The sequence below is a fragment of the Streptomyces sp. NPDC007945 genome, from assembly GCF_042958885.1.
Classification (GTDB): Bacteria; Actinomycetota; Actinomycetes; order Streptomycetales; family Streptomycetaceae; genus Streptomyces.
In genome coordinates this window covers 680,231-705,166 of the sequence record NZ_JBIBJV010000003.1, presented here as the reverse complement: position 1 = coordinate 705,166, position 24,936 = coordinate 680,231, and the positions used below count along the sequence as shown (strand labels likewise).

Below are 24,936 nucleotides of genomic sequence, written 5' to 3'. Positions count from 1 at the left end.
GTCACGGCTGCGCTCAGTCCTTCGCGAGGCTGAACGGCGTCGCGACCGTCCGGCCGCCCGCCACGGTCGCCTCGGCCAGGTAGTTGCCCGGGCCGGCGGTGCCCGCGGGCGCGGTGGCGCACTGCGGGGCGCTGCGCCGGAGGTCCCACTCCACGGTGTGGGTGAGCGTGGCGCGTGCGGGGAGCCTCAGCAGCACCGGGTCGGCGGGGCGCGGGCAGTCGTCGGAGGACCAGAGGCGGTCGCTCTGCGGGTTGCTGATCTTCAGCACGGCGGCGCGGGGGCCGAGGTCGGCCTTGCAGTCGGTGTCCGAGGTGTTCTTGAGGACCAGGTGGAAGCGGGGCCTCTCGCCGGGCTCGTACGTGAGCTTGGCGCTGCGCAGCGTCAACTCCAGGGATCCGGCAGGGCAGTTCGGGAGGGGGGAGTCGGCCGGGAGGCGCTGTCCCGCGCCCGTTCCGGCCCCGCCGTCGCCGCCCGCGCCGTCGGTGTCGCCGTTCTTGCCCGTCGAACCGGAACCGGCCTCGTCCGCGCCGGACCCCGGGCCCGCGTCCGTACCGGCACCCGCGTCCGTCCCGGATCCGGCGTCCGCGCCGTCGCCGGAGCCCGTACCGTCGCCCGTGCCGGTCTCTCCCGCGTCGCCGGAGTCGCCCGACTCGTCGCGTCCGCCCGGCTGTTGGCTGATGGCGGGACCGGTCCCGCCCGGCCCCGGGGTGATGGAGGGCACGGGGGAGGCGCCGTTGGTGGCGTCGTTCCCCTTCTTCCCGCCGCCGTCACCGGAGGTGACGGCCCACAGGGTCAGCAGGGCGAGGAGCGCGATCAGGCACAGCGCGACCGCCCTCCGTCGCCAGTAGATGGTGGAGGGAAGCGGCCCGACCGGATTGCGCAAAGATCCCACGCTCCGAACCTTACGAGAGATCAGGCCCAACTCCCGCCCCACCCGCCGCCCGAGAGCCCAAGTTTTGCCGATGATCACATCCTCGGGGAACGGGAACTCTCCCCGCGGCGGCCGGAAATCACCGCTCCCGCCACCCATCCCCCACTTTCGTCGGGGGTCGGTCCGGTCCTTGGCCCGGGGCGGGGCGCTCCGGATTCCGGTTAGCGTCATGTCCCATGGAAACCCTCCTCGACCTCTCCGACCGTCTCTACCTCGACGTCCTCGACTTCGCGCACTCCACACCGCACTGGTTCCAGTGGCTCGCCGAAGTGTGGACGGAGCTCGGACTGCTGCTCTTCGGCGCGCTGTTCCTGGCCGGCTGGTGGCGTTCGCGGACCGGATCGAGCCTGGCGATGGCGGTCGCCTTCCTCGCCCCGCTCGCGACCGCCTTCGGTTACGTGGTGAGCGAGGCGCTGAAGTCGCTGATCGACGAGGAGCGCCCGTGCCGGGCCGTCGCCGGGGCGCCCGCCGCGCTGATCGACTGCCCCGTGTACGGCGACTGGTCCTTCCCCAGCAACCACTCGACGATCGCCGGCGCCGCCGCGATCGCGCTCGCCCTGTCCTGGCGCGGGATCGCCTGGCTGACCGTGCCGATGGCGATCCTCATGGCGTTCTCCCGCGTCTTCGTCGGCGTCCACTACCCGCACGACGTGACCGCGGGCCTGCTCCTCGGCGGCCTGGTCGCCTTCCTCTTCATGCGGGCCGCGCGCCGGCCGATGACGGCGCTGGTGGAGACGGCCCGGTCCAGCCGGAGCGCGGCGGTCGTGTGGTGCGCGGGGCGGGGGCCCGCGACCCCGGCGCACGCCTCCGCGCGCCCCGAGCGCCGCTCGCGCGCGCGCCACGGCGCGTACTGATCGTCCGCGGGACGTGCCAGGATCGGGGGTGCCATGACTTCCATCGATGCCCCCGCCTCCCTGTCCCGCTCCACCGCCTCCCGCCCGGACGCCGGTACGGATCCGTCGGGCGCCCGTACGACTCCGGCCGGCGCCGGCGCACGCCCGGCGCCGGCCGGCGTCGACCCCGCCGAGCTGCACGGGCCGGTCCTCGCCTGGTTCGACCGGCACGCCCGCGACCTGCCCTGGCGCCGCCCCGAGGCCGGTGCCTGGGGTGTCATGGTCAGCGAGTTCATGCTCCAGCAGACGCCCGTCGTCCGGGTCCTGCCGGTGTACGAGCAGTGGCTGGCGCGCTGGCCGCGCCCGGCCGACCTGGCCGCCGAGCCGCCCGGCGAGGCCGTCCGCGCCTGGGGCCGGCTCGGCTACCCGCGCCGTGCCCTGCGGCTGCACGCGGCGGCCGTGGCGATAAGGGACCGGCACCACGGAGACGTGCCGAGCGACCACGGGCAGCTGCTGGCGCTCCCCGGCATCGGCGAGTACACCGCCGCGGCCGTGGCCTCCTTCGCGTACGGGCAGCGGCACGCGGTCCTCGACACCAACGTGCGCCGGGTCCTCGCCCGCGCGGCGAGCGGCGTCCAGTACCCGCCGAACGCCACCACCGCCGCCGAGCGGCGCCTCGCCCGGGAGCTGCTGCCCGACGACGAGGCGACCGCGGCCCGCTGGGCCGCCGCCTCCATGGAGCTGGGCGCCCTGGTCTGCACGGCGAAGAACGAGGACTGCGGGCGCTGCCCGGTCGCCGACCGCTGCGCCTGGCTGCTCGCCGGTAAGCCGGCCCACGACGGCCCGCCCCGCCGCGGCCAGACGTACGCGGGCACCGACCGCCAGGTCCGCGGCCGGCTCCTCGCCGTGCTCCGTGACGCCCCCGGTCCCGTCCCGCAGTCCGCGCTCGACGCGGTCTGGGACGAGCCGGTGCAGCGCGGCCGGGCCCTGGACGGCCTGGTCTCGGACGGTCTGGTGGAGCCGCTGGACGGCGGCCGGTACCGCCTCCCGCTGACCTGAGACGCGCGCGGGTCCCGGGACGTCCACCCGGGGCCCCGCCCGGCTCGTGGGCCCCGCCCGGCTCGTGGCACCCGCCCGGTCCGCGCGCGCCCCCGCGCCGTGCCCGCCCCGACCGAAGGGCCCGTCCCGCCGCCGCTGTTACACAACCGATGGGTAGCCGTGCGTCCACCGACGGCTGCCCCGCACAGGCCCGTGACAAGCGCTCCGTAGCGTCGTCGACGACACGGAGTACAAGCAGGTCACGGGGATGTGGAGGCAGTCGGGATGAGCCAGGGCGAGGTGCTCGACTTCGAGGAGTACGTCCGCACGCGGCAGGACGCGCTGCTGCGCAGCGCCCGCCGCCTCGTCCCGGACCCGGTCGACGCGCAGGACCTGCTCCAGACCGCGCTGGTCCGCACGTACGGCCGCTGGGACGGGATCGCGGACAAGTCCCTGGCCGACGCGTACCTGCGCCGTGTCATGATCAACACGCGGACGGAGTGGTGGCGGGCGCGCCGCCTCGAAGAGGTGCCGACCGAGCAGCTGCCGGACGCGCGCGTGGAGGACCCGACGGAGCAGCACGCCGACCGGGCCCTGCTCATGGACGTCCTCAAGGTGCTCGCGCCCAAGCAGCGCAGCGTCGTGGTGCTGCGGCACTGGGAGCAGATGAGCACGGAGGAGACCGCGGCGGCCCTCGGCATGTCGACGGGTACGGTGAAGTCGACGCTCCACCGCGCGCTCGCCCGGCTCCGCCAGGAGCTGGAGAGCCGCGACCTGGACGCCCGCGCGCTGGGGCGGCCCGTGGAGCGGACCGGTGGACAGCGGTCGGCTGCGGCGGCCGTGCGAGGTGACGAGGGAGGACGCGAGCGGTGCGCGGCCTAGACGACGGCGACGCCGACGGCGTCAGAACCCCCTTCGGCGGTACCGGTGGCGGGGCCCCCGCGGGTCCCGGCTCCGTCTCCGGCGGTGGGGCGGCGCGGACGGCGGGTCCCAAGGCGGCGGGTGTCACGGCGATGGCCGGACTCGCCGCCCTCGGCCTGTTCGTGGCCGCGTGCTCCACGGGCGGCACCGGCTCGCGCGACGAGGGCGCGGCCCGCGCCGAGGCGACGGCCGCCGCCGCCCCCACGCCGCCCGCCACCTCCCCCGGCGCGGGCTCGGACGCGGCGAAGGCGGCGCCCCGGGTGGACCCGGTCGCGCTCCTGAAGGGCGACCCGAAGATCGGCGCGCGGGTGAAGGCCGACCTGAAGCCGTGCGTGGCCGACGCGTACCCGGTGGACGCCTCGTACGGGAACCTCACCGACGGTTCCGTCCCTGACGTGGTGGTCAACGTGATGACCTGCGGCGACGCGGTCGGGATCGGCACGTACGTGTATCGGGGCAAGAGCGGCGGCGGCACCGGCGCCGACGGCTACGAGAACGTCTTCATGGCCGAGGACGCGGCGGTCTTCGGCACCATCGACCGCGGCGACCTGATCGTCACGAAGCAGGTGTACGCGGAGGGCGACCCGGTCGCCTACCCGTCGGGCGAGGACATCATCACGTACCGCTGGTCGGGGAAGAGGTTCGCCCAGCACGACTGGGTGCACAACGACTACAGCCGCGGCGTCGGCGAGGGCAGCGACGGGACCGGCGAGGTGCCGGAGCCGGTGCCGAGCCCGTCCGCCGCCGGCTGAGCGGCCTCCCCGCCCCGCCCGCCGTCCCGTCCCACCCACCACCTCCGAAGGACCCGCACGATGGCCGAGACCCATGTCCTCTTCGTCGAGGACGACGACGTCATCCGGGAGGCCACCCAGCTCGCCCTGGAGCGGGACGGCTTCCGCGTCACCGCGATGCCCGACGGGCTCTCCGGCCTGGACGCCTTCCGTGCCCACCGGCCGGACATCGCCCTCCTCGACGTGATGCTGCCGGGCATGGACGGGGTCAGCCTCTGCCGCCGGATCCGCGACGAGTCGACCGTCCCGGTGATCATGCTCTCGGCGCGCGCCGACTCCATCGACGTCGTCCTCGGCCTGGAGGCCGGGGCGGACGACTACGTCACCAAGCCCTTCGACGGCTCCGTGCTGATGGCCCGCATCCGGGCCGTGCTGCGCCGCTTCGGCCACGCGGCCGGCAACGGCGCGGGCGAGGCGGCCGGGGCGGTGGCCGGCGACGGCGGGCCGCTGGTCTTCGGCGACGGGGACCTGGAGGTCGACACCGAGGGCATGGAGGTGCGCCGGGGCGGTACGCCGGTGGCGCTGACGCCGACCGAGATGCGGCTGCTCCTGGAGTTCTCCTCCGCCCCGAACACGGTGCTCTCCCGGGACAAGCTCCTGGAGCGGGTCTGGGACTACGGCTGGGGCGGCGACACCCGGGTCGTCGACGTCCACGTGCAGCGGCTGCGCGCCAAGATCGGCCAGGACCGGATCGAGACGGTCCGCGGCTTCGGCTACAAGCTCAGGGGCTGATCGGTGAGAGCGCTCCCGCTCCGCACCGGCGTCCGCTGGAAGATCGCCCTGGCCATCGCGGCGGTCGGCGCGCTGATCGCGGTCACCCTCAGCGTGGTCGTGCACAACGCCGCCCGGATCTCGATGCTCGACAACGCCCGCGAGGTGCAGATGGAACGGCTGCTCTTCGCCCAGCGCCTCTACGAGACCTCCAAGCCGAAGGAGCCGCGCTTCGGCGCCAAGATCAACGACCCGGCGCTGCCGGACCAGCTCGACCAGCTGATGCGGGACCAGCGGCGGGGCACATACGTGCAGGAGCACCGGCACGGCGGGCCGCCGGACGTGTGGGCGGCGGTGCCGCTGGCCAACGGCGACGTGCTGTCGCTGCACATCCCCTTCGCCGACCGCAGCGCCACGATCATGAAGGACCTCGACCGGGCGCTGGTCATCGGCTCGGTGTCGGTGGTCTTCGGCGGCTGCGCGCTCGGCATCCTGGTCGGCGGGCAGCTGTCCCGGCGGCTGCGGAAGGCCGCCGCGGCGGCCGGCCGGGTCGCCCAGGGCAACGGGGACGTCCGGGTGCGGGACGCGGTCGGCGGCGTCGTACGCGACGAGACCGACGACCTGGCGTGGGCGATCGACTCTCTCACCGACGCGCTGCACGAGCGGATCGAGGCCGAGCGGCGGGTCACCGCGGACATCGCGCACGAGCTGCGGACCCCGGTGACCGGGCTGCTGACGGCGGCCGAGCTGCTGCCGCCGGGCCGTCCGACCGAGCTGGTGCGGGACCGGGCGCAGGCGATGCGGACGCTGGTCGAGGACGTCCTGGAGGTGGCCCGGCTCGACGGGGCCTCGGAGCGTGCGGAGCTCCAGGAGATAGCGCTCGCCGAGTTCGTGGACCGGCGGGTGCGGTCGATGTTCCCGGACGCGGAGGTCCGGGTGGTCCACGAGTCCTGGGTGTCGACCGACCCGCGCCGCCTGGAGCGGATCCTCGGCAACCTGCTGGCGAACGCGGCCAAGCACGGCAGGGGGCCGGTGGAGGTCACCGTCGAGGGCCGGGTGGTGCGCGTACGGGACCACGGCCCCGGCTTCCCGGAGGCGCTGCTGCGCGAGGGCCCGAGCCGCTTCCGTACGGGCACGAGCGACCGCGCGGGCCAGGGCCACGGCCTGGGCCTGACGATCGCGGCCGGTCAGGCGCGGGTCCTCGGTGCCCGGCTGACCTTCCGGAACGTCGCCTCGGAGGGCTCGCCGGAGGGCGTCGGCGGGGCGGTCGCGGTGCTGTGGCTGCCGGACCACGCGCCGACGAACACGGGGAGCTTCCCGATCCTGCGGCTTCCGGGATAGGGCCGGGGGTACGCGCGCGTGGGGCCGGGTCTCGTCGGAGACCGGCCCCACGCGCGCGTGCGAGGACGGTCAGACCGTCTCGGCGACCTTGGCCGTGCCCTCGTCCGCCGGCTTCTCCGGCGTCGCGGGGCCGGCGCCGCGCAGCGCCACCTCCTTGACGAGGAAGGCGAGGACGAAGCCGAGGACCGCGACCGCCGAGCCGACGAGGAAGGCGGAGTGGGTGCCGGCGGCCACGGCGTGCTGGTAGGCCTCGCGCAGCGCCTCCGGCAGCTTGGCCAGGCTGGCGGCGTCGAGCTGGGCGGTCCGCTCGGTGAGGCCGGAGCCGCCGCGGGCGGCCATCTCGTCCTGGACCCGGCTGGTGAAGAGGGCGCCCATGATGGCGACGCCGAAGGAGGAGCCGAGGGTCCGGAAGAGGGTGGTGGAGCTGGAGGCCACGCCCATGTCCTTCATCTCGACGCTGTTCTGCGCGACGAGCATGGTGATCTGCATGAGGAAGCCCATGCCGGCGCCGAGCAGGGCCATGTAGACGCCGGAGAGCAGGCGGCCCGTGCCGGTGTCCATGGTGGACAGCAGGAAGAAGCCGACGGTCATCAGGGCGCCGCCCGCGATGGGGAAGACCTTGTACTTGCCGGTGCTGGTGGTGAAGCGGCCGACGACCAGCGAGACGACCATCATCGACAGCAGCATCGGCAGGAGCAGGAGGCCGGAGTTGGTGGCCGAGGCGCCCTGCACGGACTGCTGGAAGATCGGCAGGTAGAGGACCGCGCCGAACATGACGAAGCCGGTGATGAAGCCGATCAGCGACATCAGCGTGAAGTTGCGGCTGCGGAAGATGTGCAGCGGCATGATCGGGTCGCTCGCGCGGGTCTCCACGTACAGGAAGGCGGCGAGGGCGAGCGTGCCGCCGACCGCGAGGCCGACGACGGTGGCCGAGCCCCAGGCGTACTCGGTGCCGCCCCAGGTGGTGACGAGGACGATCGCGGTGATGCCGACGGTGAGCAGCGCGGCGCCGAGGAAGTCGATCCGGGTGCCGGCCGCCCGCCGCTTCTTCGGCAGGTGGAGGACGGCGGTGACCATGGCGAGGGCGACGGCGCCGAGCGGCAGGTTGATGTAGAAGGACCAGCGCCAGCCCCAGTGGTCGGTGATGGTGCCGCCGACCAGCGGGCCGCCGATCATGGCGAGGGCCATCACGCCGGCCATCATGCCCTGGTACTTGCCGCGCTCCCGGGGCGGGATCAGGTCGCCGATGATCGCCATGACGCCGACCATCAGACCGCCGGCGCCGAGGCCCTGGACGGTGCGGAAGCCGATGAGCTGGCCCATGTCCTGGGCCATGCCGCTGAGCGCCGAGCCGATCAGGAAGATCACGATCGAGGTGAGGAAGACGCCCTTGCGGCCGTACATGTCGCCGATCTTGCCCCAGATGGGGGTGGAGGCGGCGGTGGCCAGGGTGTAGGCGGTGACGACCCAGGACAGGTGCTCCAGGCCGCCGAGCTCGCCGACGATCGTCGGCATCGCGGTGCCGATGATCATGTTGTCCAGCATCGCGAGGAGCATCGCGATCATGAGGGCGAGGAGGACCACGCGCACGCTGCGCTGGGTCTCCGGCTCCCCCGCCGTCTGTTTCGATGGTGCGATGTCCGTCATGGTGGCGTCCCCTTACTTGCCGCCCGGCTAGTTACTACACTGGGGACGGTAGGCGCGTCACTTGCCGGTCGTCAAGTAAGTTTTGTGGAAAGTGGGAGTGAACAGCCATGGCCCGAGGCAACACCCGCCAGCGCATCCAGGACGTGGCTCTCGAACTCTTCGCCGAGCAGGGCTACGAGAAGACCTCGCTGCGGGAGATCGCGGAACGCCTCGACGTCACCAAGGCCGCGCTGTACTACCACTTCAAGACCAAGGAAGACATCATCATCGGGATCTTCCAGGACCTGACGCGCCCGATGGACGAGCTGCTCGCCTGGGCCGCCGAGCAGCCGCGCACCCTGGAGACCAAGCGGGAGATCCTGCGCCGCTACCAGGTCTGCCTGCTCGCCGCGACCCCGCTGTTCCGCTTCATGCACGAGAACCAGGCGACCGTGCGGGAGCTCAGCATCGGCCTCACCTTCAAGGAGCGGCTGCTCGCGCTCTACGAGTACGTCCAGGACCCCGAGGCGCCGACGAAGGACCGGGTCCGCGCGATGAGCTCGATCTTCACCCTGCACGCGGGCACGTTCTTCCTGCAGAACGACGAGGACGACCCCGAGGAGAAGCGGGAAGCCGTCCTCGAGGTCGCCCTCGATCTGATCGAGCAGGCCCACCGGGCCTGACACGGATCAGCGTCAGATGGTGACGCCGTGGGTCCGCAGGAACGCGGCCGGGTTGATGGCGGAGCCGTAGTTCGGGGTCGTACGGATCTCGAAGTGCAGGTGCGGGCCGGAGGAGTTGCCGGTGTTGCCCGAGAAGGCGATCCGCTGACCGGCGGCGACCTTCTGGCCGATGTGGACCTTGATCTTCGACAGGTGGGCGTACTGCGAGTACGTGCCGTTGGCGTGCTTCACCACGATGGCGTTGCCGTACGCGGGGCCGTCGCCGCCGCCGTTCGGGCCGGCCTTCACGACGGTGCCGGAGCCGGCGGCCTTGACCGGGGTGCCGGTCGGGACGGCGAAGTCCTGGCCGGAGTGCTTGTGGGCCCACATGGAGCCGCCCTGGTTGAAGCTGGCGCTCAGGGCGTACGAGGTGACCGGCTTGACCCAGCCCTTGGCCTTCTTCGCGGCGACGGGCTTGGCGGCGGCCTTCTTGGCCGCGGCCTTCACCTGGGCGGCCTTGGCGGCCTGCGCCTTGGCGGCCTTCACGTGGGCGGCGGCCTTGGCCTGGGTCTCGGCCTGCGCCGCGACGGCGGCGGCCGCGGTACCGGCGACCGGGGCGGCCTTGCTCTCGGCGGCGAAGGCGGACCCGGCTCCGGCCACCAGCGTCGCTCCCATACCCGCGGCGGCGAGGGCGACGGCGGTGGTGCGGGCGACGGGGTTCATGCGCTTCGACATACGGGGGAAGACCTCCGGGAAGAACGGGACCCGACGCGAACGGTGCGTTGCGCCGGGCTGGCCGTTCCTTGGTAACCCGCCACCCAGGTCATCCCAAAACACCCCATCTACGACACGAGGTCGTAGCGATCTCCCCAGGAATAGCCCTCTTGACGCCCCCGCCACCCACTCCCCAAATCGGACATAACAACCCAAGATTTCGGGTTTAGCCCCATGTCGCCCTCCCCGGAAAGGCCCCCACGGGCGGCGCCACGGCCGATCCGGGCAGCCGGAGGCCCAGGTCCTGCTGGTTGACGGCTGAACGTCCCGTTTCACCCCATATCAGCACTACGATCCCGTCTAGTACCCTTCGAAACCCCTGTGCGCCTTGTCACCGGCCACCCCCTGCCATTGCGACCTGGGTCACGCAACCGGAGCCGCCCGACGGCCGTCCCGCACTACGCTGACCGCATCCGGGGACGTACGGGGGGACACACATGGAACCGGCACTCATCGGCACCCGTCTCGCGTCGGCCGCGATCGGCCCGCTGCTGAAGAAACTGCTGGCCGGCGACGCGCCGGGGGCCGGACTCACCGGCCAGGACCGCCCCGTGCGGCTCGCCTCCCTCCTCTCCTTCCGCGGCGAGAAGCGCACCCTCACCGAGAAGGACGTCCGGAGACTGGCCGCGACCCTGGTGGCCCGCACCTGCGAGGGCCCCGGCGAGCGGCCCTTCCCCGCCGACGAGACCGAGGCCGTCACCGACGCCCTCGCCGCGCACCTGCTGGCCCTCGGCGACCTCGACATGGACGACGTCCAGGCCGTCCACCTCGGCCACGAGGCCCTCGCCCGGCGCCTGCGGGCCGCCGCGCCCGCCCCCGACGGCCTCTCCGCGGACTCCGTCCACTACCTGGAGGCCACCACCGCCCGGGCCTGCCGCCACATCCTGGAGTTCTTCACCAGCCGCCCCTCCTTCATCGCCCGCACCCTGGTCGAGCAGACCCGCGGCCAGGCCGCGCTGGCCGCGAAGCTCGACGTCGTGGCCGTCGCGAATCCCGGCCACCTCGCCGAGGACGCCGCCTTCGAACACCGCTACCTCGCCCACCTGGCGCGGAAGCACGGCCACCTGACGATCCACGGCGTCGACCTGCGGGACGCGGCCGAGGAATGGCCGCTCGACGTGGCCTACCTGTCCCTGGAGGCCGCGGGCACACCCTCGGACCCCGGCGGCCCGGGCTCCGAACCCGACCCCGCTGCCCGCGACCGCCAGGAGCACGTCTCCCTCCGCGCCGACCTCGCGCTCGCCGCCCACGACCGGATCCTCCTCCGGGGCCAGGCGGGCTCCGGCAAGACGACCCTCGTCCAGTGGCTGACGGTCTCGGCGTGCGGCACCCCCACGGCCGACGGCATGGACCACCTCCACGGCCGCGTCCCCTTCGTCCTCCCGCTGCGCACCCTCACCCGCCACGGCGAGCGCCTCCCCGAGGCCGAACGGTTCCTCTCCGCCGCCGACTGCCCGCTCACCCCGCCCGACGGCTGGGCCGACCGGGTCCTCGCCGCCGGCCGGGGACTGGTCCTCGTCGACGGCATCGACGAGATCCCCGAAGCCGAGCGCGGCCGGGCCCGGGACTGGCTGCGCGGCCTCCTCGCCGCCTACGGGACCGGCAACCGCTGGCTCGTCACCTCCCGCCCCACCGCCGTACGCGACGACTGGCTGGCCCGCGACGGCTTCACCGAACTGACCCTCTCCCCCATGTCCCCCACCGAGGTCGCCACCTTCGTCCGCCGCTGGCACCGCGCGGCCGGCCCGGCCGCCGCACCGTACGAGCAGCAGCTCCTCGACTCCCTCCGCACGACGGAACACGTCGCCCAGCTGGCCACCAACCCCCTCATGTGCGGCCTGATCTGCGCCCTCCACCACGACCGCCGCGGCTACCTCCCCCGGGGCCGCAAGCCCCTCTACGACGCGGCCCTCTCCCTGCTCCTCGCCCGCCGCGACCGCGAACGCGGCGTGGGCGCGCCCTACGGCGTGGACCTGGACGAGGCCCCCCAGATCCAGCTGGTCCAGCGCCTGGCGTACTGGCTGACGCTCAACGACCGCTTCGTCATGGACCGCGCCCACGCGCGGGCCCTGGTCACCGAGGCCCTCCCGGCGATGGGTCTCACGGACCTCACCCCGGACCAGGTCTTCACCCACCTCCTCCACCGCAGCGGCCTCCTGCGCGAGCCCACCGCCGACACGGTCGACTTCGTCCACCGCACCTTCCAGGACTACCTGGCGGCCAAGGCCCTGGTGGACCACTGGGACATCGGCGTCCTCGTCCGCCACGCGACGGACGACCGCTGGGAGGACGTCATCCGCATGGCGGTGGGCCACGCCCGCCCCCGCGAGGCGGCGGAGATCCTGCGGGAGCTGCTGAGCGCGGCGGACGTGTCCGACGACCGGCGCACCCGGCTGCGCCTGACCCTGCTGGCCGCGACGGCCCTCGGGCACGCGACGGAGGTCTCCCAGGACGTACGGGAGGAGATCACGCAGCGTACGGAGGAGATCATCCCGCCCCGGGACCCGGACGAGGCGCGCGAGCTGGCGGCGGCCGGACGGCTCGTCCTCGACCTGCTGCCGGGCCCGGAGGGGCTGGACGACGGGACGGCGGAGATGGTGGTGATCGCCGCGAGCCACATCCCGGTCGACGCGGCGATCCCGTACCTGACGCGCTTCGCCGACCACCCGTCCCTGGACGTCCGGGCCCAGCTCGTCTGGGCCTGGAAGCGCTTCGACACCCGTCCGTACGCGGAGGAGGTCATCGCCCGCCTCGATCCGACGGAGCTGCGCTACATCGTCGCCGACGACGCGCAGGCGGACGAGCTGCTCTGCCTCGGCCTCGCCCCGCGCCGCCTGGAGATCGGCGAAGGCGTGGGCGACGACCGGGTGGCGGCGCTGCTGGGGCGCTGCGACCTCACGACGCTGGTCGTCGCCCGGGGTGCCGGGCAGGCCTTCCCCGCCGCTCTGGGCCGGCAGCAGAACCTCGAAGAGCTCTCGCTCCTGTGGATGGCGGTGACGCCGTGGAAGCTGGCCGACCTGCCGCCGGCGCCCCTGCGCCAGCTGTACGCCAGTCACGCCCCCGACGACGACCTCGCCGGTCTCGCCCGCTTCCCGGACCTGCGTCACCTCTCCCTGTGGGGGACCTGGCACCGCCACGAGGAGTACTGGCGGGCCCTCTCCCTCCTGAGCCGCCTGGAGTCCCTGGTGCTCGCCCCCCACGCCGTCACCCTGTGCCCGGAGGACGTCGTCCTCCCCTCGGTGACGAGCCTCCACCTCCAGAAGGTTCCGCCCACGGTTCCCCTGACCCGTGTCTTCCCCCGTCTGCGGCGGGTCGTGGGCCCCCGCAGCCTGCCCCTTGCGGGCGCCGAGAACCTGCCGCCGCACATCCACGTCGTCTGACGCAAAGGGGCGGCCCCGGAACCAGCTGGTTCCGGGGCCGCCCCTTCAGACCGCTACACGCTCGGCGCGTGCGTCACGCGTCCTTCGAGAGGTTCGGGCCGCTCTCGCCCGCCACCACCGGCGGGGCGTCGGGGAGGGCCGACTTCTCCTCGCCGCGGAAGGTGAACTTCTGCTCGTCGCCTTCGCCCTCGGTGTCGACGACCACGATGTGACCGGGACGCAGCTCGCCGAAGAGGATCTTCTCGGAGAGCGAGTCCTCGATCTCGCGCTGGATCGTCCGGCGCAGCGGCCGGGCGCCCATGACCGGGTCGTAGCCCTTCTTCGCGAGGAGCTCCTTCGCGGACTGGGAGAGCTCGATGCCCATGTCCCGGTCCTTGAGGCGCTCGTCCACGCGGCCGATCATCAGGTCGACGATCTGGAGGATGTCGTCCTGGGTCAGCTGCGGGAAGACGATGATGTCGTCCACACGGTTGAGGAACTCGGGGCGGAAGTGCTGCTTCAGCTCCTCGCTGACCTTCGCCTTCATCCGCTCGTAGTTGGACTTCGTGTCGCCCTGGGCGGCGAAGCCCAGGTTGAAGCCCTTCGAGATGTCCCTGGTCCCGAGGTTGGTCGTCATGATGATGACCGTGTTCTTGAAGTCCACGACCCGGCCCTGGGAGTCGGTCAGGCGACCGTCCTCCAGGATCTGGAGCAGGGAATTGAAGATATCGGGGTGGGCCTTCTCGACCTCGTCGAAGAGGACGACGGAGAACGGCTTGCGGCGCACCTTCTCGGTGAGCTGGCCGCCCTCTTCGTAGCCGACGTATCCGGGCGGCGAACCGAAGAGACGGGAAACCGTGTGCTTCTCGCTGAACTCCGACATGTCGAGGGAGATCATCGCGTCCTCGTCGCCGAAGAGGAATTCGGCGAGGGCCTTCGAAAGCTCGGTCTTACCGACACCGGACGGACCGGCGAAGATGAACGAGCCACCGGGACGCTTCGGGTCCTTCAGGCCGGCACGGGTACGGCGGATGGCCCGCGAGAGGCCGATGACGGCGTCCTTCTGGCCGATGACGCGCTTGTGGAGCTCGTCCTCCATGCGGAGCAGACGCGAGGACTCCTCCTCGGTCAGCTTGAAGACCGGGATGCCGGTGGCGGTCGCGAGGACCTCGGCGATGAGCTCGCCGTCGACCTCGGCGACGACGTCCATGTCGCCGGCCTTCCACTCCTTCTCCCGCTTGGCCTTCGCGGCGAGGAGCTGCTTCTCCTTGTCGCGCAGGGACGCGGCCTTCTCGAAGTCCTGCGAGTCGATCGCGGACTCCTTGTCGCGGCGGACGCCGGCGATCTTCTCGTCGAACTCGCGGAGGTCCGGCGGCGCGGTCATCCGGCGGATGCGCATCCGGGAGCCGGCCTCGTCGATCAGGTCGATGGCCTTGTCCGGGAGGAAGCGGTCCGAGATGTACCGGTCGGCCAGGGTCGCGGCCTGGACGAGGGCCTCGTCGGTGATGGAGACGCGGTGGTGCGCCTCGTACCGGTCGCGCAGGCCCTTGAGGATCTCGATGGTGTGCGGCAGCGACGGCTCGGCGACCTGGATGGGCTGGAAGCGGCGCTCCAGGGCGGCGTCCTTCTCCAGGTACTTGCGGTACTCGTCGAGCGTGGTGGCACCGATGGTCTGGAGCTCGCCGCGGGCCAGCATCGGCTTGAGGATGCTGGCGGCGTCGATCGCGCCCTCGGCGGCGCCCGCACCCACGAGGGTGTGGAGCTCGTCGATGAACAGGATGATGTCGCCGCGGGTGCGGATCTCCTTGAGGACCTTCTTCAGGCGCTCCTCGAAGTCACCGCGGTAGCGGGAGCCGGCGACCAGCGCGCCGAGGTCCAGGGTGTAGAGGTGCTTGTCCTTGAGGGTCTCGGGCACCTCGCCCTTGACGATGGCCTGCGCCAGGCCCTCGACGACGGCGGTCTTGCCGACGCCGGGCTCGCCGATGAGGACCGGGTTGTTCTTGGTGCGGCGGGACAGCACCTGCATGACCCGCTCGATCTCCTTCTCGCGCCCGATGACCGGGTCGAGCTTGGACTCGCGAGCGGCCTGCGTGAGGTTGCGGCCGAACTGGTCGAGGACCAGGGACGTCGAGGGGGTGCCCTCGGCAGGGCCGCCGGCGGTGGCGGCTTCCTTGCCCTGGTAGCCGGAGAGCAGCTGGATGACCTGCTGCCGGACCCGGTTGAGATCGGCGCCCAGCTTCACGAGGACCTGGGCGGCGACGCCCTCGCCCTCGCGGATCAGGCCGAGCAGGATGTGCTCCGTGCCGATGTAGTTGTGGCCGAGCTGGAGGGCCTCGCGGAGCGAGAGCTCCAGGACCTTCTTGGCGCGAGGGGTGAAGGGGATGTGGCCCGACGGGGCCTGCTGCCCCTGGCCGATGATCTCCTCCACCTGCTGGCGGACCGCCTCGAGCGAAATCCCGAGGCTCTCCAGGGCCTTAGCGGCGACACCCTCACCCTCATGGATAAGGCCCAGAAGGATGTGCTCGGTGCCGATGTAGTTGTGGTTGAGCATCCGGGCTTCTTCCTGAGCCAGGACGACAACCCGCCGCGCGCGGTCGGTGAACCTCTCGAACATCGTTAATCGCTCCTCAGAGCGGTCAGTCAGTTAGGGGTCGATCCCCTCCCTGTCCTTCCGCAGCTTAGTCCCGCAAGCGGGGACCGCTCATTCCAACTGCCGACATCCGTCCGGATCACCCCCTTGTCCCTGGGGTGGCCCGCTGCCGAACAGCCGACAAATGCTCCAACTCGATGGTGCGAGACGATGTTCCCGCAGGCCAAGTGGTTACCCCCGCCTTGAGTACGCCGATGGCGAACGCGAGACGGACCGGCCGGCCGGGTCACCCCTCTCCACTAGGAATGTCTTACCCGTCGGGTCGGACACTCCATGCGGCACACCCGGGTTCCCTCCGCTACCAGCGAACAGAGTTGCGTCGCCGAATGCGCTCGTACGCCCCATTACCGGACACCTCGGGTTCCCGGACCGGAACGTTACGTCACCGGTCGCGGCCGGGGCCGTAACCTCCCGGGGCCCCCGGGAGTTCCCCGGACATGGCCCTCACCGTCCCGTCTCCCCGCTCGCCGATCGACGGCGGCCGGGAGCTCGCGCTCTGGTACGAGCGGGAGCTCGGCTGGGCCACCGTGCCGGGTCCGCCGACGCAGCTGGTGACGGGGCTGCGTTTCGACGTGCTCGACCTGCCCGCCGCGGCCGGCCGGGGGGTGCTGCGCCGGGTGGGCGCGGCCACCGGTCCCGTGGCCCTGCTGGGGCGCCGGATGCGGCTCCTGGTGGCCGTGGGTGGCGCGGAGGAGCTCCCCGGCCTGCTGGAGTGGCTGGAGTGGGGCGGGATCTCACTGGACCTGGTGGCGCTGGGCGCCGACGGCCGGATGACCGCTCCCCCGCCGCCGGGGCGGGGCGGTTCCGGCGCGCCGGACGCCGCCGTCTGGCTGCGGGCCCCCGAGCCGGGGCGCGAGGTGGAGTCCTCGCTGCCGGCTCCGCGGTCCGGGCCGTGGGGCCGTGCGGAGGCCCCGTGTCTGACGCGCCTGGTGGCCGCGGCCGCGGTGGAGTGCCACCGGCTGCGGCTGCTGAGCGCCCGGGCCGGCGGGCCGGCGGCTCAGCGGCGGACGCCTCAGCGGTTCGCGTCCTCGTAGGCCGCCTTGACGTGGGCGGGAACGCGGCCGCGGTCGTTGACTTCCATGCCGTTCTCCTTGGCCCAGGCGCGGATCTTCGCCGTGTCCTGGCTGCCGGAGGTGGCCACGCGGCCCTTGCCGCGGCCCGCGGTGGTGCGGCCGCCGGTGCGGCGCCCGCTCGTGGTGTACGGCTCGAGCAGGCCACGGAGCTTCTCCGCGTTGGCGGTGGTGAGGTCGATCTCGTAGGTCTTGCCGTCCAGCGCGAACGTCACGGTCTCGTCCGCCTCGACGCCGTCGAGGTCGTCGACAAGAAGGACCTGAACCTTCTGTGCCACCGGATTTCCTTTCATCGAAAATGCAGTACGCGGAAAGGAAACCGCTTTTCCCGGAAAAACACAAACCCCTGGGAGAGGTTCAGATGCCCGACAGCGCGGGAAACGTGCGCGATTCGGACATAGGGCTCCACCGGGCTTCCAGCGGGGTTCCGGAGGGGTTCCACGGGTTCCGCCGCCGGGATAGGTCACAGGTGCAGAAGCATCCGGCTGTTGCCCAAGGTGTTCGGCTTCACTCGTTCGAGACCGAGGAACTCGGCGACGCCCTCGTCATAGGAACGGAGGAGCTCGGCGTAGACATCTCCGTCGACCGGGGTCTCGCCGATCTCGACGAAGCCGTGCTTCGCGAAGAACTCGACTTCGAAGGTGAGACAGAAAACCCGGCGCACGCCGAGCCAGCGCGCCGTCTGCAACAACTTGGTGAGCAGCTGATGGCCGACGCCGGCGCCCTTGAAGTCGGGATCGACGGCGAGCGTGCGGACTTCCGCGAGGTCTTCCCACATGACGTGCAGGGCGCCGACTCCGACGACCTCCCCGTCCTCGTCGCGTTCCGCGACCCAGAACTCCTGGATGGCCTCGTAAAACGTCACCGTCGCCTTGTCGAGGAGGATGCCGCGGCGCGCGTAGGGGTCGACCAGGCGTCGCACGGCGGCGACGTCGGAGGTGCGGGCACGGCGTACGGTGACGGCTTTCGACATGGGGGGACGGTACCGCTAGGAAGACTCCGGTTCCCCCTCGCCCTCCTCGGGCGGGGCGGGGATCGGGATGTCGCGCTGGACGATCCGGATGGCGTCGTTCAGGGACTCGCGCTGTTCCGGGGACATCATCCCGAAGAAGGCGACGAGGGCGGCCGCGGGGTTGTCGCTCTGCGTCCAGGCCTCGTTCATGAGGGCGGCCGAGTAGGCGGCGCGGGTGGAGACCGCCGTATATCGATAGGCGCGGCCTTCGACTTCCCGGCGCACCCAGCCCTTCTGATGGAGATTGTCCAAGACGGTCATGACGGTGGTGTAGGCGATGGAGCGTTCCTGCTGGAGGTCTTCCAGGACTTCCCGGACGGTCACCGGGCGGTTCCATTGCCAGATGCGCGTCATGACGGCGTCTTCGAGTTCTCCCAAGGGGCGCGGCACAGGCTCACCCTAGTGGGAGGTAACGGGAATAGCGGTTATTGACGGACGAAGCCCGTCCACAACACCCCATGGCACGACAAAAGGGGCGCCGACCGTTGGCGGTCGTACGCCCCTGGGGGTCCTGCGGGTCCTACGCGTCGGGGCCGTCCGACTGGCGGGCGGCCTCCGCGCGGGCCAGCGCCGCGTCGACCACGGCGTCCTCCTTGGCCTTGTTCGGACCGCCCTGCGTCTTGACGATCACGACGATGAGGGCGATGAAGAACCCGGCCATCACGACCGGCGGCACGAGCGCGGAGACGTAGTCCATGCCGACCAGGGTAGCTAGCCCGCGACCCGTTCCTCGGGCGGGGGCGGTGGAACCGGGCGTCGGCGTGGCGGGAAGACCTCGGAGGGCTTGGGGACCGGCCGCTCGGTGGGGGTCGGGGTCTGCGGCTTGGGGCGGGGCTCCTGGGCGGCCCGGCCACCGGGCAGCGCGAGCAGCCGGGCGCGGGAGGCGGCCGGGGCGCTCGCGGTGGCCTGGGAGACGCGGGCGAGGCGCGCCCGTACGGAGCGCTCGGCGAGGACCTGGCAGCGGTCGAGCAGCCGGCCCGCGGCCGGGTGGGCGCGCAGGGCACGCAGGGCGGCCAGGTCGTCGACGCCGGGGTCGTACCCCCCGGCCAGGGCCTCCTCCAGGCGTTCCAGGTAGCCGGTGAGCGAACCGGGGAGGCACTCGCGGTAGCGGACCAGGTCGGCGAGGAGGAAGGCGCGCAGCCGGTCCGCCTCGCGCACCGCCTCGTCCACGGAAGAGGCCAGACGGAGGGCGTCGCGGACGTCCTCCTCCGGGAGGGGGGCGGGGTGGAGGGCGTTGGCGAGGGCGCGTCGGAGCACACGCAGCTCGTCCGCGCTGAACGCCATGCCGCCGCGGGATCCGTAGGGCGTGGGCATGGGGCGACGATACGCGCTAATCGGACAAATTTCGCTTAGCGATCACCCCGGCGCGTCGGTACCGGCCCCCTCCACCTGCGGGGGCCGGGCCCCTCCCCCCTGGGGCGCCGGGCCCTCGCCACCCGCGGACACGCCACCGCGGGCACCGGGGCCCGGGCGGGTCACATGCGGGAGACGTTGCGTTCGTAGACCAGGCGGAGGCCTATGAGGGTGAGCCAGGGTTCGTGGCGGTCGATCTCGGCCGAGTCGCGGAGGACCATCGGGGCGAGGCCGCCGGTGGCGATCACCGTCACCGTCGAGGGGTCGCCCTTCGGGCCGACGAGTTCCCGCTTCATCCGGGCGACGACGCCGTCGACCTGGCCCGCGTACCCGAACACGATGCCGGACTGCATCGCCTCGACCGTGTTCTTCCCGATCACCCCGCGCGGCCTGACCAGCTCGATCTTGCGGAGCATCGCGCCCTTCACGCCCAGCGCCTCGACCGAGATCTCGATGCCGGGGGCGATCGCGCCGCCCGCGTACTCCCCGCGCGCGGTCACCGCGTCGTACGTGGTCGCCGTGCCGAAGTCCACGACGATCGCCGGGCCCCCGTACAGCTCGACCGCCGCGACCGCGTTGATGATGCGGTCCGCGCCGACCTCCTTGGGGTTGTCGGTGAGGATCGGCACGCCCGTCTTCACGCCGGGCTCCACGAGGACGGCCGGCACGTCCCCGTAGTAGCGGCGGGTCACCTCGCGGAGCTCGTGCAGGACCGACGGGACCGTGGCACAGATCGCGATCCCCTCGATCCCGTCGCTCAGCTCCGCGCCGAGCAGCGGGTGCATGCCCATCAGGCCCTGGAGCAGGACCGCCATCTCGTCGGCGGTCCGGCTGGGATCCGTGGAGATCCGCCAGTGCTCGACGATCTCCTCGCCGTCGAAGAGCCCGAGGACCGTGTGCGTGTTGCCGACGTCGATGGTGAGGAGCATCAGTCGCGCACCTCGCGCAGGTCGAGGCCGATGTCGAGGATCGGCGACGAGTGCGTCAGGCCGCCGACGGCCAGGTAGTCCACGCCGGTCGCCGCGTACGCCGCCGCGTTCTCCAGCGTCAGCCGGCCGGAGGACTCCAGGGCCGCGCGGCCGTCGACCAGGGCCACCGCCTCCGCGGTCTCGTCCGGGGTGAAGTTGTCGAGCAGGATCAGGTCGGCGCCCGCGTCGAGGACCTCGCGGACCTGGTGCATGGTGTCGACCTCGACCTCGATCGGCAGCTCGGGGAAGGCCTCGCGGACGGCCTGGAAGGCCTCGGCGACACCACCGGCCGCCACCACGTGGTTGTCCTTCACCAGCGCCGCGTCCGACAGCGACATCCGGTGGTTGACGCCGCCGCCGCAGCGGACCGCGTACTTCTCCAGGGCGCGCAGGCCCGGCGTCGTCTTGCGGGTGTCGCGGACCTCGGCCTTCGTGCCCTCCAGGACGTCCGCCCACGCGCGCGTGGCCGTGGCGATGCCGGAGAGGCGGCACAGGATGTTCAGCGCGCTGCGCTCGCCGGTGAGCAGGTCACGGGTGCGGGCGGTGACGCTGAGCAGCAGGTCGCCGGGCTCGACGCGCTCGCCGTCCTCCCGGTGCCGCTCCACCTCGAACTCCTCGGTGCAGACGATCGACAGGACCGCCTCGGCCACCCGCAGACCGGCGACCACGCCGGCCTCCCGGGCCACGAAGTCGGCGGTCGCGACGGCGTCCTCCGGGACGGTCGCCACGGTCGTCACGTCGACACCGCCGTCGAGGTCCTCGGCGATCGCCAGGTGGGCGATGTCCTCGACCTGGACGGGGTCGAGGCCGGCGTCGGCGAGCAGCTGGGCGAGCGCGGGGTCGAGCCCGCACTCGTACTCCTCCGCGTCGCCGCAGCCGCAGCCGTCGCCGCAGCCGCCGGACTCCTCGTACGAGCTGATCTGGATGAGAGGGACGTCCACGGGCTCGGGACGGGATTCCTCGGGCGTGCTCACGGCTGCTGCTCCCTGGGGGTGACGGGGCTTCGGGGGATGACGGGGGTACGGGAGGCCGAAGGGCCCCGGGTCACGGGGCTTCGGGGGTCACGGGCGGGAAGTCCGCGCCCTCGGTGACGCGGACCACCGGGCGGCGGTCGGCGGCGATCCGGACGACCAGGTGGCGGCGCCACCGCTCGTCGTCCCGGTCCGGCCGGTCCTCCCGCCAGTGGCAGCCGCGGGTCTCCTCGCGGGCCAGGGCGGCCGCGGCCAGGACCCGGGCGACGCACAGCAGGTTGGTGGTCTCCCAGGAGTCGACGCCCGGCTCGGCCGCCTTGCGCTCCTCCTCGGTGCCCTGCCGGAGCGCCTCCAGGGCGTCGCAGGCGGCCGTCAGGGAGGCGGCCGAGCGCAGCACGCCCGCGTCCCTGGTCATGATCCGCTGGATCTCGCGGCGGGCCTCGGGCGCGACGAGGGTCAGCACCTCGCCGTCCTCGTTGCGCGCCACGCCCTCGCGGTGCGGGCCGTGCTCGGCGATGTCGGCGGCGATCCGCTCCGCGAAGACCAGGCCCTCCAGGAGCGAGTTCGAGGCCAGCCGGTTGGCGCCGTGCACGCCGGTGCAGGCGACCTCGCCGCAGGCGTACAGGCCGGGGACGGTGGTGCGGCCGCGGAGGTCGGTGCGGACGCCGCCGGAGGCGTAGTGGGCGGCCGGGGCGACCGGGATCGGGTCGGTGACCGGGTCGATGCCGTGCGCCCGGCAGGCGGCCAGGATGGTGGGGAAGCGGTGCTCCCACATCTCGGCGCCGAAGTGCCGGGCGTCGAGGTACATGTGCTCGGCGCCCTGCTCCTGCATGCGGCGGGTGATCGCCTTGGCGACGATGTCCCGGGGCGCGAGCTCGGCCAGCTCGTGCTGCCCCAGCATGAAGCGGACGCCGTCCGCGTCGACCAGGTGGGCGCCCTCGCCGCGGACCGCCTCGGAGACCAGCGGCTGCTGGCCCTCGGCGCCGGCGCCGAGGAAGAGCACCGTCGGGTGGAACTGCACGAACTCCAGGTCGGAGACCTCGGCTCCGGCGCGCAGCGCGACGGCGACGCCGTCGCCGGTGGAGACGGACGGGTTGGTGGTGGCGGAGAAGACCTGGCCCATGCCGCCGGTGGCGAGGACGACGGCGGGGGCCTGGACGGCACCGACACCGTCGTGCTGGCCCTCGCCCATGACGTGCAGGGTGACGCCGGCCGTGCGGCCCTCGTCGTCCTTGAGGAGGTCGAGGACGAGGGCGTGCTCGATGGTCCTGACGCCCTGCTCGCGGATGGCCTCGACCAGGGCGCGGGAGATCTCGGCGCCGGTGGCGTCGCCGCCCGCGTGGGCGATCCGGCGGCGGTGGTGGCCGCCCTCGCGGGTGAGGGCGATCTCGCCGTCGTCGGTGCGGTCGAAGTCGGCGCCGGTGGCCATGAGGCGGCGGACGGCGTCGGGGCCCTCGGTGACGAGGAGGCGGACGGCCGGCTCGTCGCAGAGCCCGGCACCGGCGACGAGGGTGTCGTCGAGGTGCTGGCCCGGGGTGTCTCCCTCGCCGAGCGCGGCGGCGATGCCGCCCTGGGCCCAGCGGGTGGAACCGTCGTCCAGGTTGGCCTTGGTGACGACGACCGTACGGAGCCCGGCGGCGGTGCAGCGCAGGGCGGCCGTCAGCCCGGCGACGCCCGAGCCCACCACGACGACGTCCGCGTCGATGGCCCAGCCGGGCGCCGGGGCGTGAAGTCGTATTCCGGTCACGAGGCGGCTCCCTGGATGGCTCCGAAGGTCAGCGGGATGTTGTCGATCAGACGGGTGGTGCCCACGCGCGCGGCGAGCGCCAGGATCGCCTCGCCCCGGTGGCCGTCCTCGACCTCGGTGAAGTCGGCGGGGTCGATCAGCGCCAGGTAGTCGAGGACGAGCGGCGGCTCGGCCTTCGCGGCCTCGTCCAGGACGCCGCGGGCCGCGGCCCGGACAGCCTCGGCGCCGCCGCCCTCGGCGGCCTGGGCGACCGCGTGCGCGTCGGCGGCGGCCCGGGCCTCGCCGAGCCGGGACAGCCCCTCGGCGCGGTTCCCCGCCCGTCCCTGGGCGCCGGGCAGGGCGACGGCGCGGGCGTGCAGCGCCTCCTGCGCGGCGAGCCGGTCGCGGGCGGCGAACAGGGCCCGGGACAGTGCGAGGGCGGTGTGCCGCTCGGCAGCCGAGAGGTAGCGGTTGCGGCTCGACAGGGCGAGTCCGTCGTCCTCGCGGACCGTGGGGACGCCGACGATCTCGACCGGGAAGTTCAGGTCCCGCGCCATCCGCCGGATGACGGCCAGCTGCTGGGCGTCCTTCTGCCCGAAGAAGGCCAGGTCGGGGCCGGTGAGGTGGAGGAGCTTGGCGACGACCGTGAGGACGCCGTCGAAGTGCCCGGGCCGGGAGGCGCCCTCCAGCCGGTCCCCCATGGGCCCGGCGGTGATCCGGACCTGCGGCTGCCCGCCGGGGTAGACCTCGTCGACGGAGGGCGCGAAGACGACGCTCGCGCCGGCCGCGAAGGCCAGCTCCAGGTCGGCGTCCAGGGTGCGCGGGTAGCGGTCGAGGTCCTCGCCGGCGCCGAACTGGAGCGGGTTGACGAAGACGGTGACGACGACGAAGCCGTCGGCGCCGACCCGCTCGCGGGCGGTCCTGATCAGGGTGGCGTGCCCCTCGTGGAGGGCGCCCATGGTCATGACGACGGCGTTGCGCCCGGGCGGGCCGCCGAAGCCCGCACGCGCGCGTGCCAGTTCCGCGACCGTGGAGACCAGCTCCGCCGGCGCATGACGCCCGGGGTTCCTCCGATCGGTCAGGGTCATCGGTCGTCTCCTCGCGGCCCGTCGGCGGGGCCTGTCGTGTCGGCGGGGCCGGCCTGGCCGGCGGCGGGGTCGGCGGCGAGGACGCCCAGCAGGTTCTGGGCCAGTTCCGGCTTGAGCAGACCGTGCGCGAGGGCCCGGTCCGCGGTCGTCCGGGCCATCGCCAGATAGCCGGCGACGGTGCCGGGCGCGTGCTTGCGGAGCTCGGCGACGTGGGCGGCGACCGTGCCGGCGTCGCCGCGCGCCACGGGGCCGGTCAGGGCCGCGTCACCGGACCGCAGGGCGTTGTCGAGGGCGGCGCCCAGGAGGGGGCCGAGCATCCGGTCGGGCGCGGCGACACCGGCGGTGCGGAGCAGCTCCATCGACTGGGCCACCAGGGTGACCAGGTGGTTCGCGCCGAGGGCGAGGGCCGCGTGGTAGAGCGGCCGGGCCTCCTCGGCGATCCACTCGGGCTCCCCGCCCATCTCGATGACCAGTGCCTCGGCGGCGAGCCGCAGCTCCTCGGGCGCGGTCACCCCGAAGGAGCAGCCGGCGAGCCGCTGCACGTCCACGGCGGTGCCGGTGAAGGTCATCGCCGGGTGCAGGGCCAGCGGGAGCGCGCCCGCGCGCCGGGCCGGGTCCAGGACCCGCGCGCCGTACCGCCCCGAGGTGTGCACGATCAGCTGGCCCGGCCGGACGGCGCCGGTCCCGGCGAGCCCCTCGACGAGGCCCGGCAGGGCGTCGTCGGGGACGGTGAGCAGGACGAGGTCGGCGAGCGCGAGCACCCGCGCGGGCTCCACCACCGGCACGTCCGGCAGCAGCGCGGCGGCCCGGCGCCGGGAGGCGTCGGAGACGGCGGAGACGGCGACGGGGCGGTGTCCGGCGAGCCGGAGGGAGGCGGCGAGCGCGGGGCCGACGCGGCCGGCGCCGACGACTCCGACGGTCAGCCGGGCGGGCCGGTCCTCGGCCCTGGGCTCTGGCGCTGCGGGTGCGTTCACGGTGGTTACGGGCCTTCCGTTCCAGTCCTCGGCGGGTACCGGACGATTTCTCGTCATGCTACGCCAGCGTTTCGCCCCTCCTCCCGGCCGCCCGAAACCCGCAGGCGGGGGTGCGGGCCACGGTGTGATGATCTCTC

23 protein-coding genes are annotated in these 24,936 nt (G+C 73.0%); 9 read left to right on the top strand and 14 right to left on the bottom strand.

All coding sequences use genetic code 11. The features are described from left to right. Window positions 1-13: 13 nt before the first annotated feature. Window positions 14-892, bottom strand: a complete 879-nt coding sequence (locus tag ACFZCF_RS14055) for a hypothetical protein (protein WP_391286659.1) — start codon at window positions 890-892, stop codon at window positions 14-16. A 215-nt stretch (window positions 893-1,107) separates the two neighbouring features. Here ACFZCF_RS14055 and ACFZCF_RS14050 point away from each other — a divergent pair, with 215 nt between their 5' ends. The 6 genes from ACFZCF_RS14050 to cseC all read left to right on the top strand — a co-directional run bounded on the left by ACFZCF_RS14050 (window position 1,108) and on the right by cseC (window position 6,566). Next, window positions 1,108-1,785, top strand: a complete 678-nt coding sequence (locus ACFZCF_RS14050; protein ID WP_388443412.1) for a phosphatase PAP2 family protein — start codon at window positions 1,108-1,110, stop codon at window positions 1,783-1,785. A 33-nt stretch (window positions 1,786-1,818) separates the two neighbouring features. Further along, window positions 1,819-2,823 carry an A/G-specific adenine glycosylase gene (locus ACFZCF_RS14045; RefSeq protein ID WP_391286658.1) on the top strand — a complete coding sequence of 335 codons (1,005 nt, stop codon included), beginning with the start codon at window positions 1,819-1,821 and terminating at the stop codon, window positions 2,821-2,823. A gap of 264 nt (window positions 2,824-3,087) precedes the next feature. Beyond that, window positions 3,088-3,684 carry a SigE family RNA polymerase sigma factor gene (locus ACFZCF_RS14040; protein ID WP_388443406.1) on the top strand — a complete coding sequence of 199 codons (597 nt, stop codon included), beginning with the start codon at window positions 3,088-3,090 and terminating at the stop codon, window positions 3,682-3,684. Next, window positions 3,672-4,475 (top strand): hypothetical protein, encoded by an 804-nt coding sequence (locus ACFZCF_RS14035; RefSeq protein WP_391286657.1) that lies wholly within the window; start codon window positions 3,672-3,674, stop codon window positions 4,473-4,475. The genes ACFZCF_RS14040 and ACFZCF_RS14035 overlap by 13 nt, the downstream gene beginning before the upstream one ends. A 60-nt stretch (window positions 4,476-4,535) precedes the next feature. Beyond that, complete coding sequence (cseB, locus tag ACFZCF_RS14030) at window positions 4,536-5,246, top strand: two-component system response regulator CseB (protein ID WP_391286656.1); 711 nt, start codon at window positions 4,536-4,538, stop codon at window positions 5,244-5,246. A 3-nt stretch (window positions 5,247-5,249) separates the two neighbouring features. After that, on the top strand, window positions 5,250-6,566 hold the full coding sequence (gene cseC, locus ACFZCF_RS14025) for a two-component system sensor histidine kinase CseC (protein ID WP_388443398.1): 1,317 nt from the start codon (window positions 5,250-5,252) through the stop codon (window positions 6,564-6,566). A 69-nt stretch (window positions 6,567-6,635) separates the two neighbouring features. On the opposite strand, the gene ACFZCF_RS14020 is transcribed toward cseC, so the two are convergent. Further along, complete coding sequence (locus ACFZCF_RS14020; RefSeq protein WP_391286655.1) at window positions 6,636-8,213, bottom strand: DHA2 family efflux MFS transporter permease subunit; 1,578 nt, start codon at window positions 8,211-8,213, stop codon at window positions 6,636-6,638. A gap of 107 nt (window positions 8,214-8,320) precedes the next feature. Here ACFZCF_RS14020 and ACFZCF_RS14015 point away from each other — a divergent pair, with 107 nt between their 5' ends. After that, entirely contained in the window at window positions 8,321-8,875 is a 555-nt protein-coding gene (locus ACFZCF_RS14015) for a TetR/AcrR family transcriptional regulator (RefSeq protein WP_388443392.1), read from the top strand. 12 nt (window positions 8,876-8,887) lie between these two features. Here the strand turns inward: ACFZCF_RS14015 and ACFZCF_RS14010 are convergent, their stop codons facing one another. Continuing rightward, entirely contained in the window at window positions 8,888-9,589 is a 702-nt protein-coding gene (locus ACFZCF_RS14010) for a M23 family metallopeptidase (protein WP_388443389.1), read from the bottom strand. Window positions 9,590-10,065: 476 nt separating this feature from the next. On the opposite strand from ACFZCF_RS14010, the gene ACFZCF_RS14005 reads away from it, so the two are divergent. Beyond that, a complete protein-coding gene (locus ACFZCF_RS14005) occupies window positions 10,066-13,008 on the top strand; it encodes an NACHT domain-containing protein (RefSeq protein ID WP_391286654.1) in 2,943 nt (980 codons plus the stop codon). A 73-nt stretch (window positions 13,009-13,081) separates the two neighbouring features. Here the strand turns inward: ACFZCF_RS14005 and ACFZCF_RS14000 are convergent, their stop codons facing one another. Then, the gene (locus tag ACFZCF_RS14000; RefSeq protein ID WP_388443385.1) at window positions 13,082-15,601 is read right to left on the bottom strand and encodes an ATP-dependent Clp protease ATP-binding subunit; all 2,520 of its coding nucleotides are present in this window, start codon (window positions 15,599-15,601) and stop codon (window positions 13,082-13,084) included. A gap of 473 nt (window positions 15,602-16,074) precedes the next feature. On the opposite strand from ACFZCF_RS14000, the gene ACFZCF_RS13995 reads away from it, so the two are divergent. Beyond that, on the top strand, window positions 16,075-16,671 hold the full coding sequence (locus ACFZCF_RS13995) for an SCO3374 family protein (protein WP_391286653.1): 597 nt from the start codon (window positions 16,075-16,077) through the stop codon (window positions 16,669-16,671). Here the strand turns inward: ACFZCF_RS13995 and ACFZCF_RS13990 are convergent. From ACFZCF_RS13990 to ACFZCF_RS13945, 10 genes are all read right to left on the bottom strand, one after another. After that, entirely contained in the window at window positions 16,650-16,985 is a 336-nt protein-coding gene (locus tag ACFZCF_RS13990) for an Lsr2 family protein (protein WP_383458062.1), read from the bottom strand. The two genes, ACFZCF_RS13995 and ACFZCF_RS13990, sit on opposite strands and share 22 nt — an antisense overlap. 185 nt (window positions 16,986-17,170) lie before the next feature. Beyond that, on the bottom strand, window positions 17,171-17,680 hold the full coding sequence (locus tag ACFZCF_RS13985; RefSeq protein WP_388443379.1) for an amino-acid N-acetyltransferase: 510 nt from the start codon (window positions 17,678-17,680) through the stop codon (window positions 17,171-17,173). Window positions 17,681-17,695: 15 nt separating this feature from the next. Beyond that, window positions 17,696-18,109, bottom strand: a complete 414-nt coding sequence (locus ACFZCF_RS13980; RefSeq protein WP_388443376.1) for a BlaI/MecI/CopY family transcriptional regulator — start codon at window positions 18,107-18,109, stop codon at window positions 17,696-17,698. Between the two features lie 130 nt (window positions 18,110-18,239). Beyond that, window positions 18,240-18,416: a hypothetical protein gene (locus ACFZCF_RS13975; RefSeq protein ID WP_388443373.1), complete on the bottom strand. Its 177-nt coding sequence runs from the start codon at window positions 18,414-18,416 to the stop codon at window positions 18,240-18,242. Between the two features lie 14 nt (window positions 18,417-18,430). Then, window positions 18,431-19,003, bottom strand: a complete 573-nt coding sequence (locus ACFZCF_RS13970) for a hypothetical protein (protein WP_388443553.1) — start codon at window positions 19,001-19,003, stop codon at window positions 18,431-18,433. 191 nt (window positions 19,004-19,194) lie between these two features. Continuing rightward, entirely contained in the window at window positions 19,195-20,001 is an 807-nt protein-coding gene (locus ACFZCF_RS13965; protein ID WP_169093168.1) for a type III pantothenate kinase, read from the bottom strand. Beyond that, window positions 20,001-21,014 (bottom strand): carboxylating nicotinate-nucleotide diphosphorylase, encoded by a 1,014-nt coding sequence (gene nadC / locus ACFZCF_RS13960; protein WP_391286652.1) that lies wholly within the window; start codon window positions 21,012-21,014, stop codon window positions 20,001-20,003. The genes ACFZCF_RS13965 and nadC overlap by 1 nt, the downstream gene beginning before the upstream one ends. Before the next feature lie 70 nt (window positions 21,015-21,084). After that, window positions 21,085-22,758, bottom strand: coding sequence for an L-aspartate oxidase (locus tag ACFZCF_RS13955; RefSeq protein WP_391286651.1), 1,674 nt, complete (start codon window positions 22,756-22,758; stop codon window positions 21,085-21,087). After that, window positions 22,755-23,825 (bottom strand): pantoate--beta-alanine ligase, encoded by a 1,071-nt coding sequence (panC, locus tag ACFZCF_RS13950; protein WP_391286650.1) that lies wholly within the window; start codon window positions 23,823-23,825, stop codon window positions 22,755-22,757. The genes ACFZCF_RS13955 and panC overlap by 4 nt, the downstream gene beginning before the upstream one ends. Beyond that, window positions 23,822-24,799 carry a DUF2520 domain-containing protein gene (locus ACFZCF_RS13945; protein WP_391286649.1) on the bottom strand — a complete coding sequence of 326 codons (978 nt, stop codon included), beginning with the start codon at window positions 24,797-24,799 and terminating at the stop codon, window positions 23,822-23,824. The genes panC and ACFZCF_RS13945 overlap by 4 nt, the downstream gene beginning before the upstream one ends. Between the last annotated feature and the right edge of the window lie 137 nt (window positions 24,800-24,936).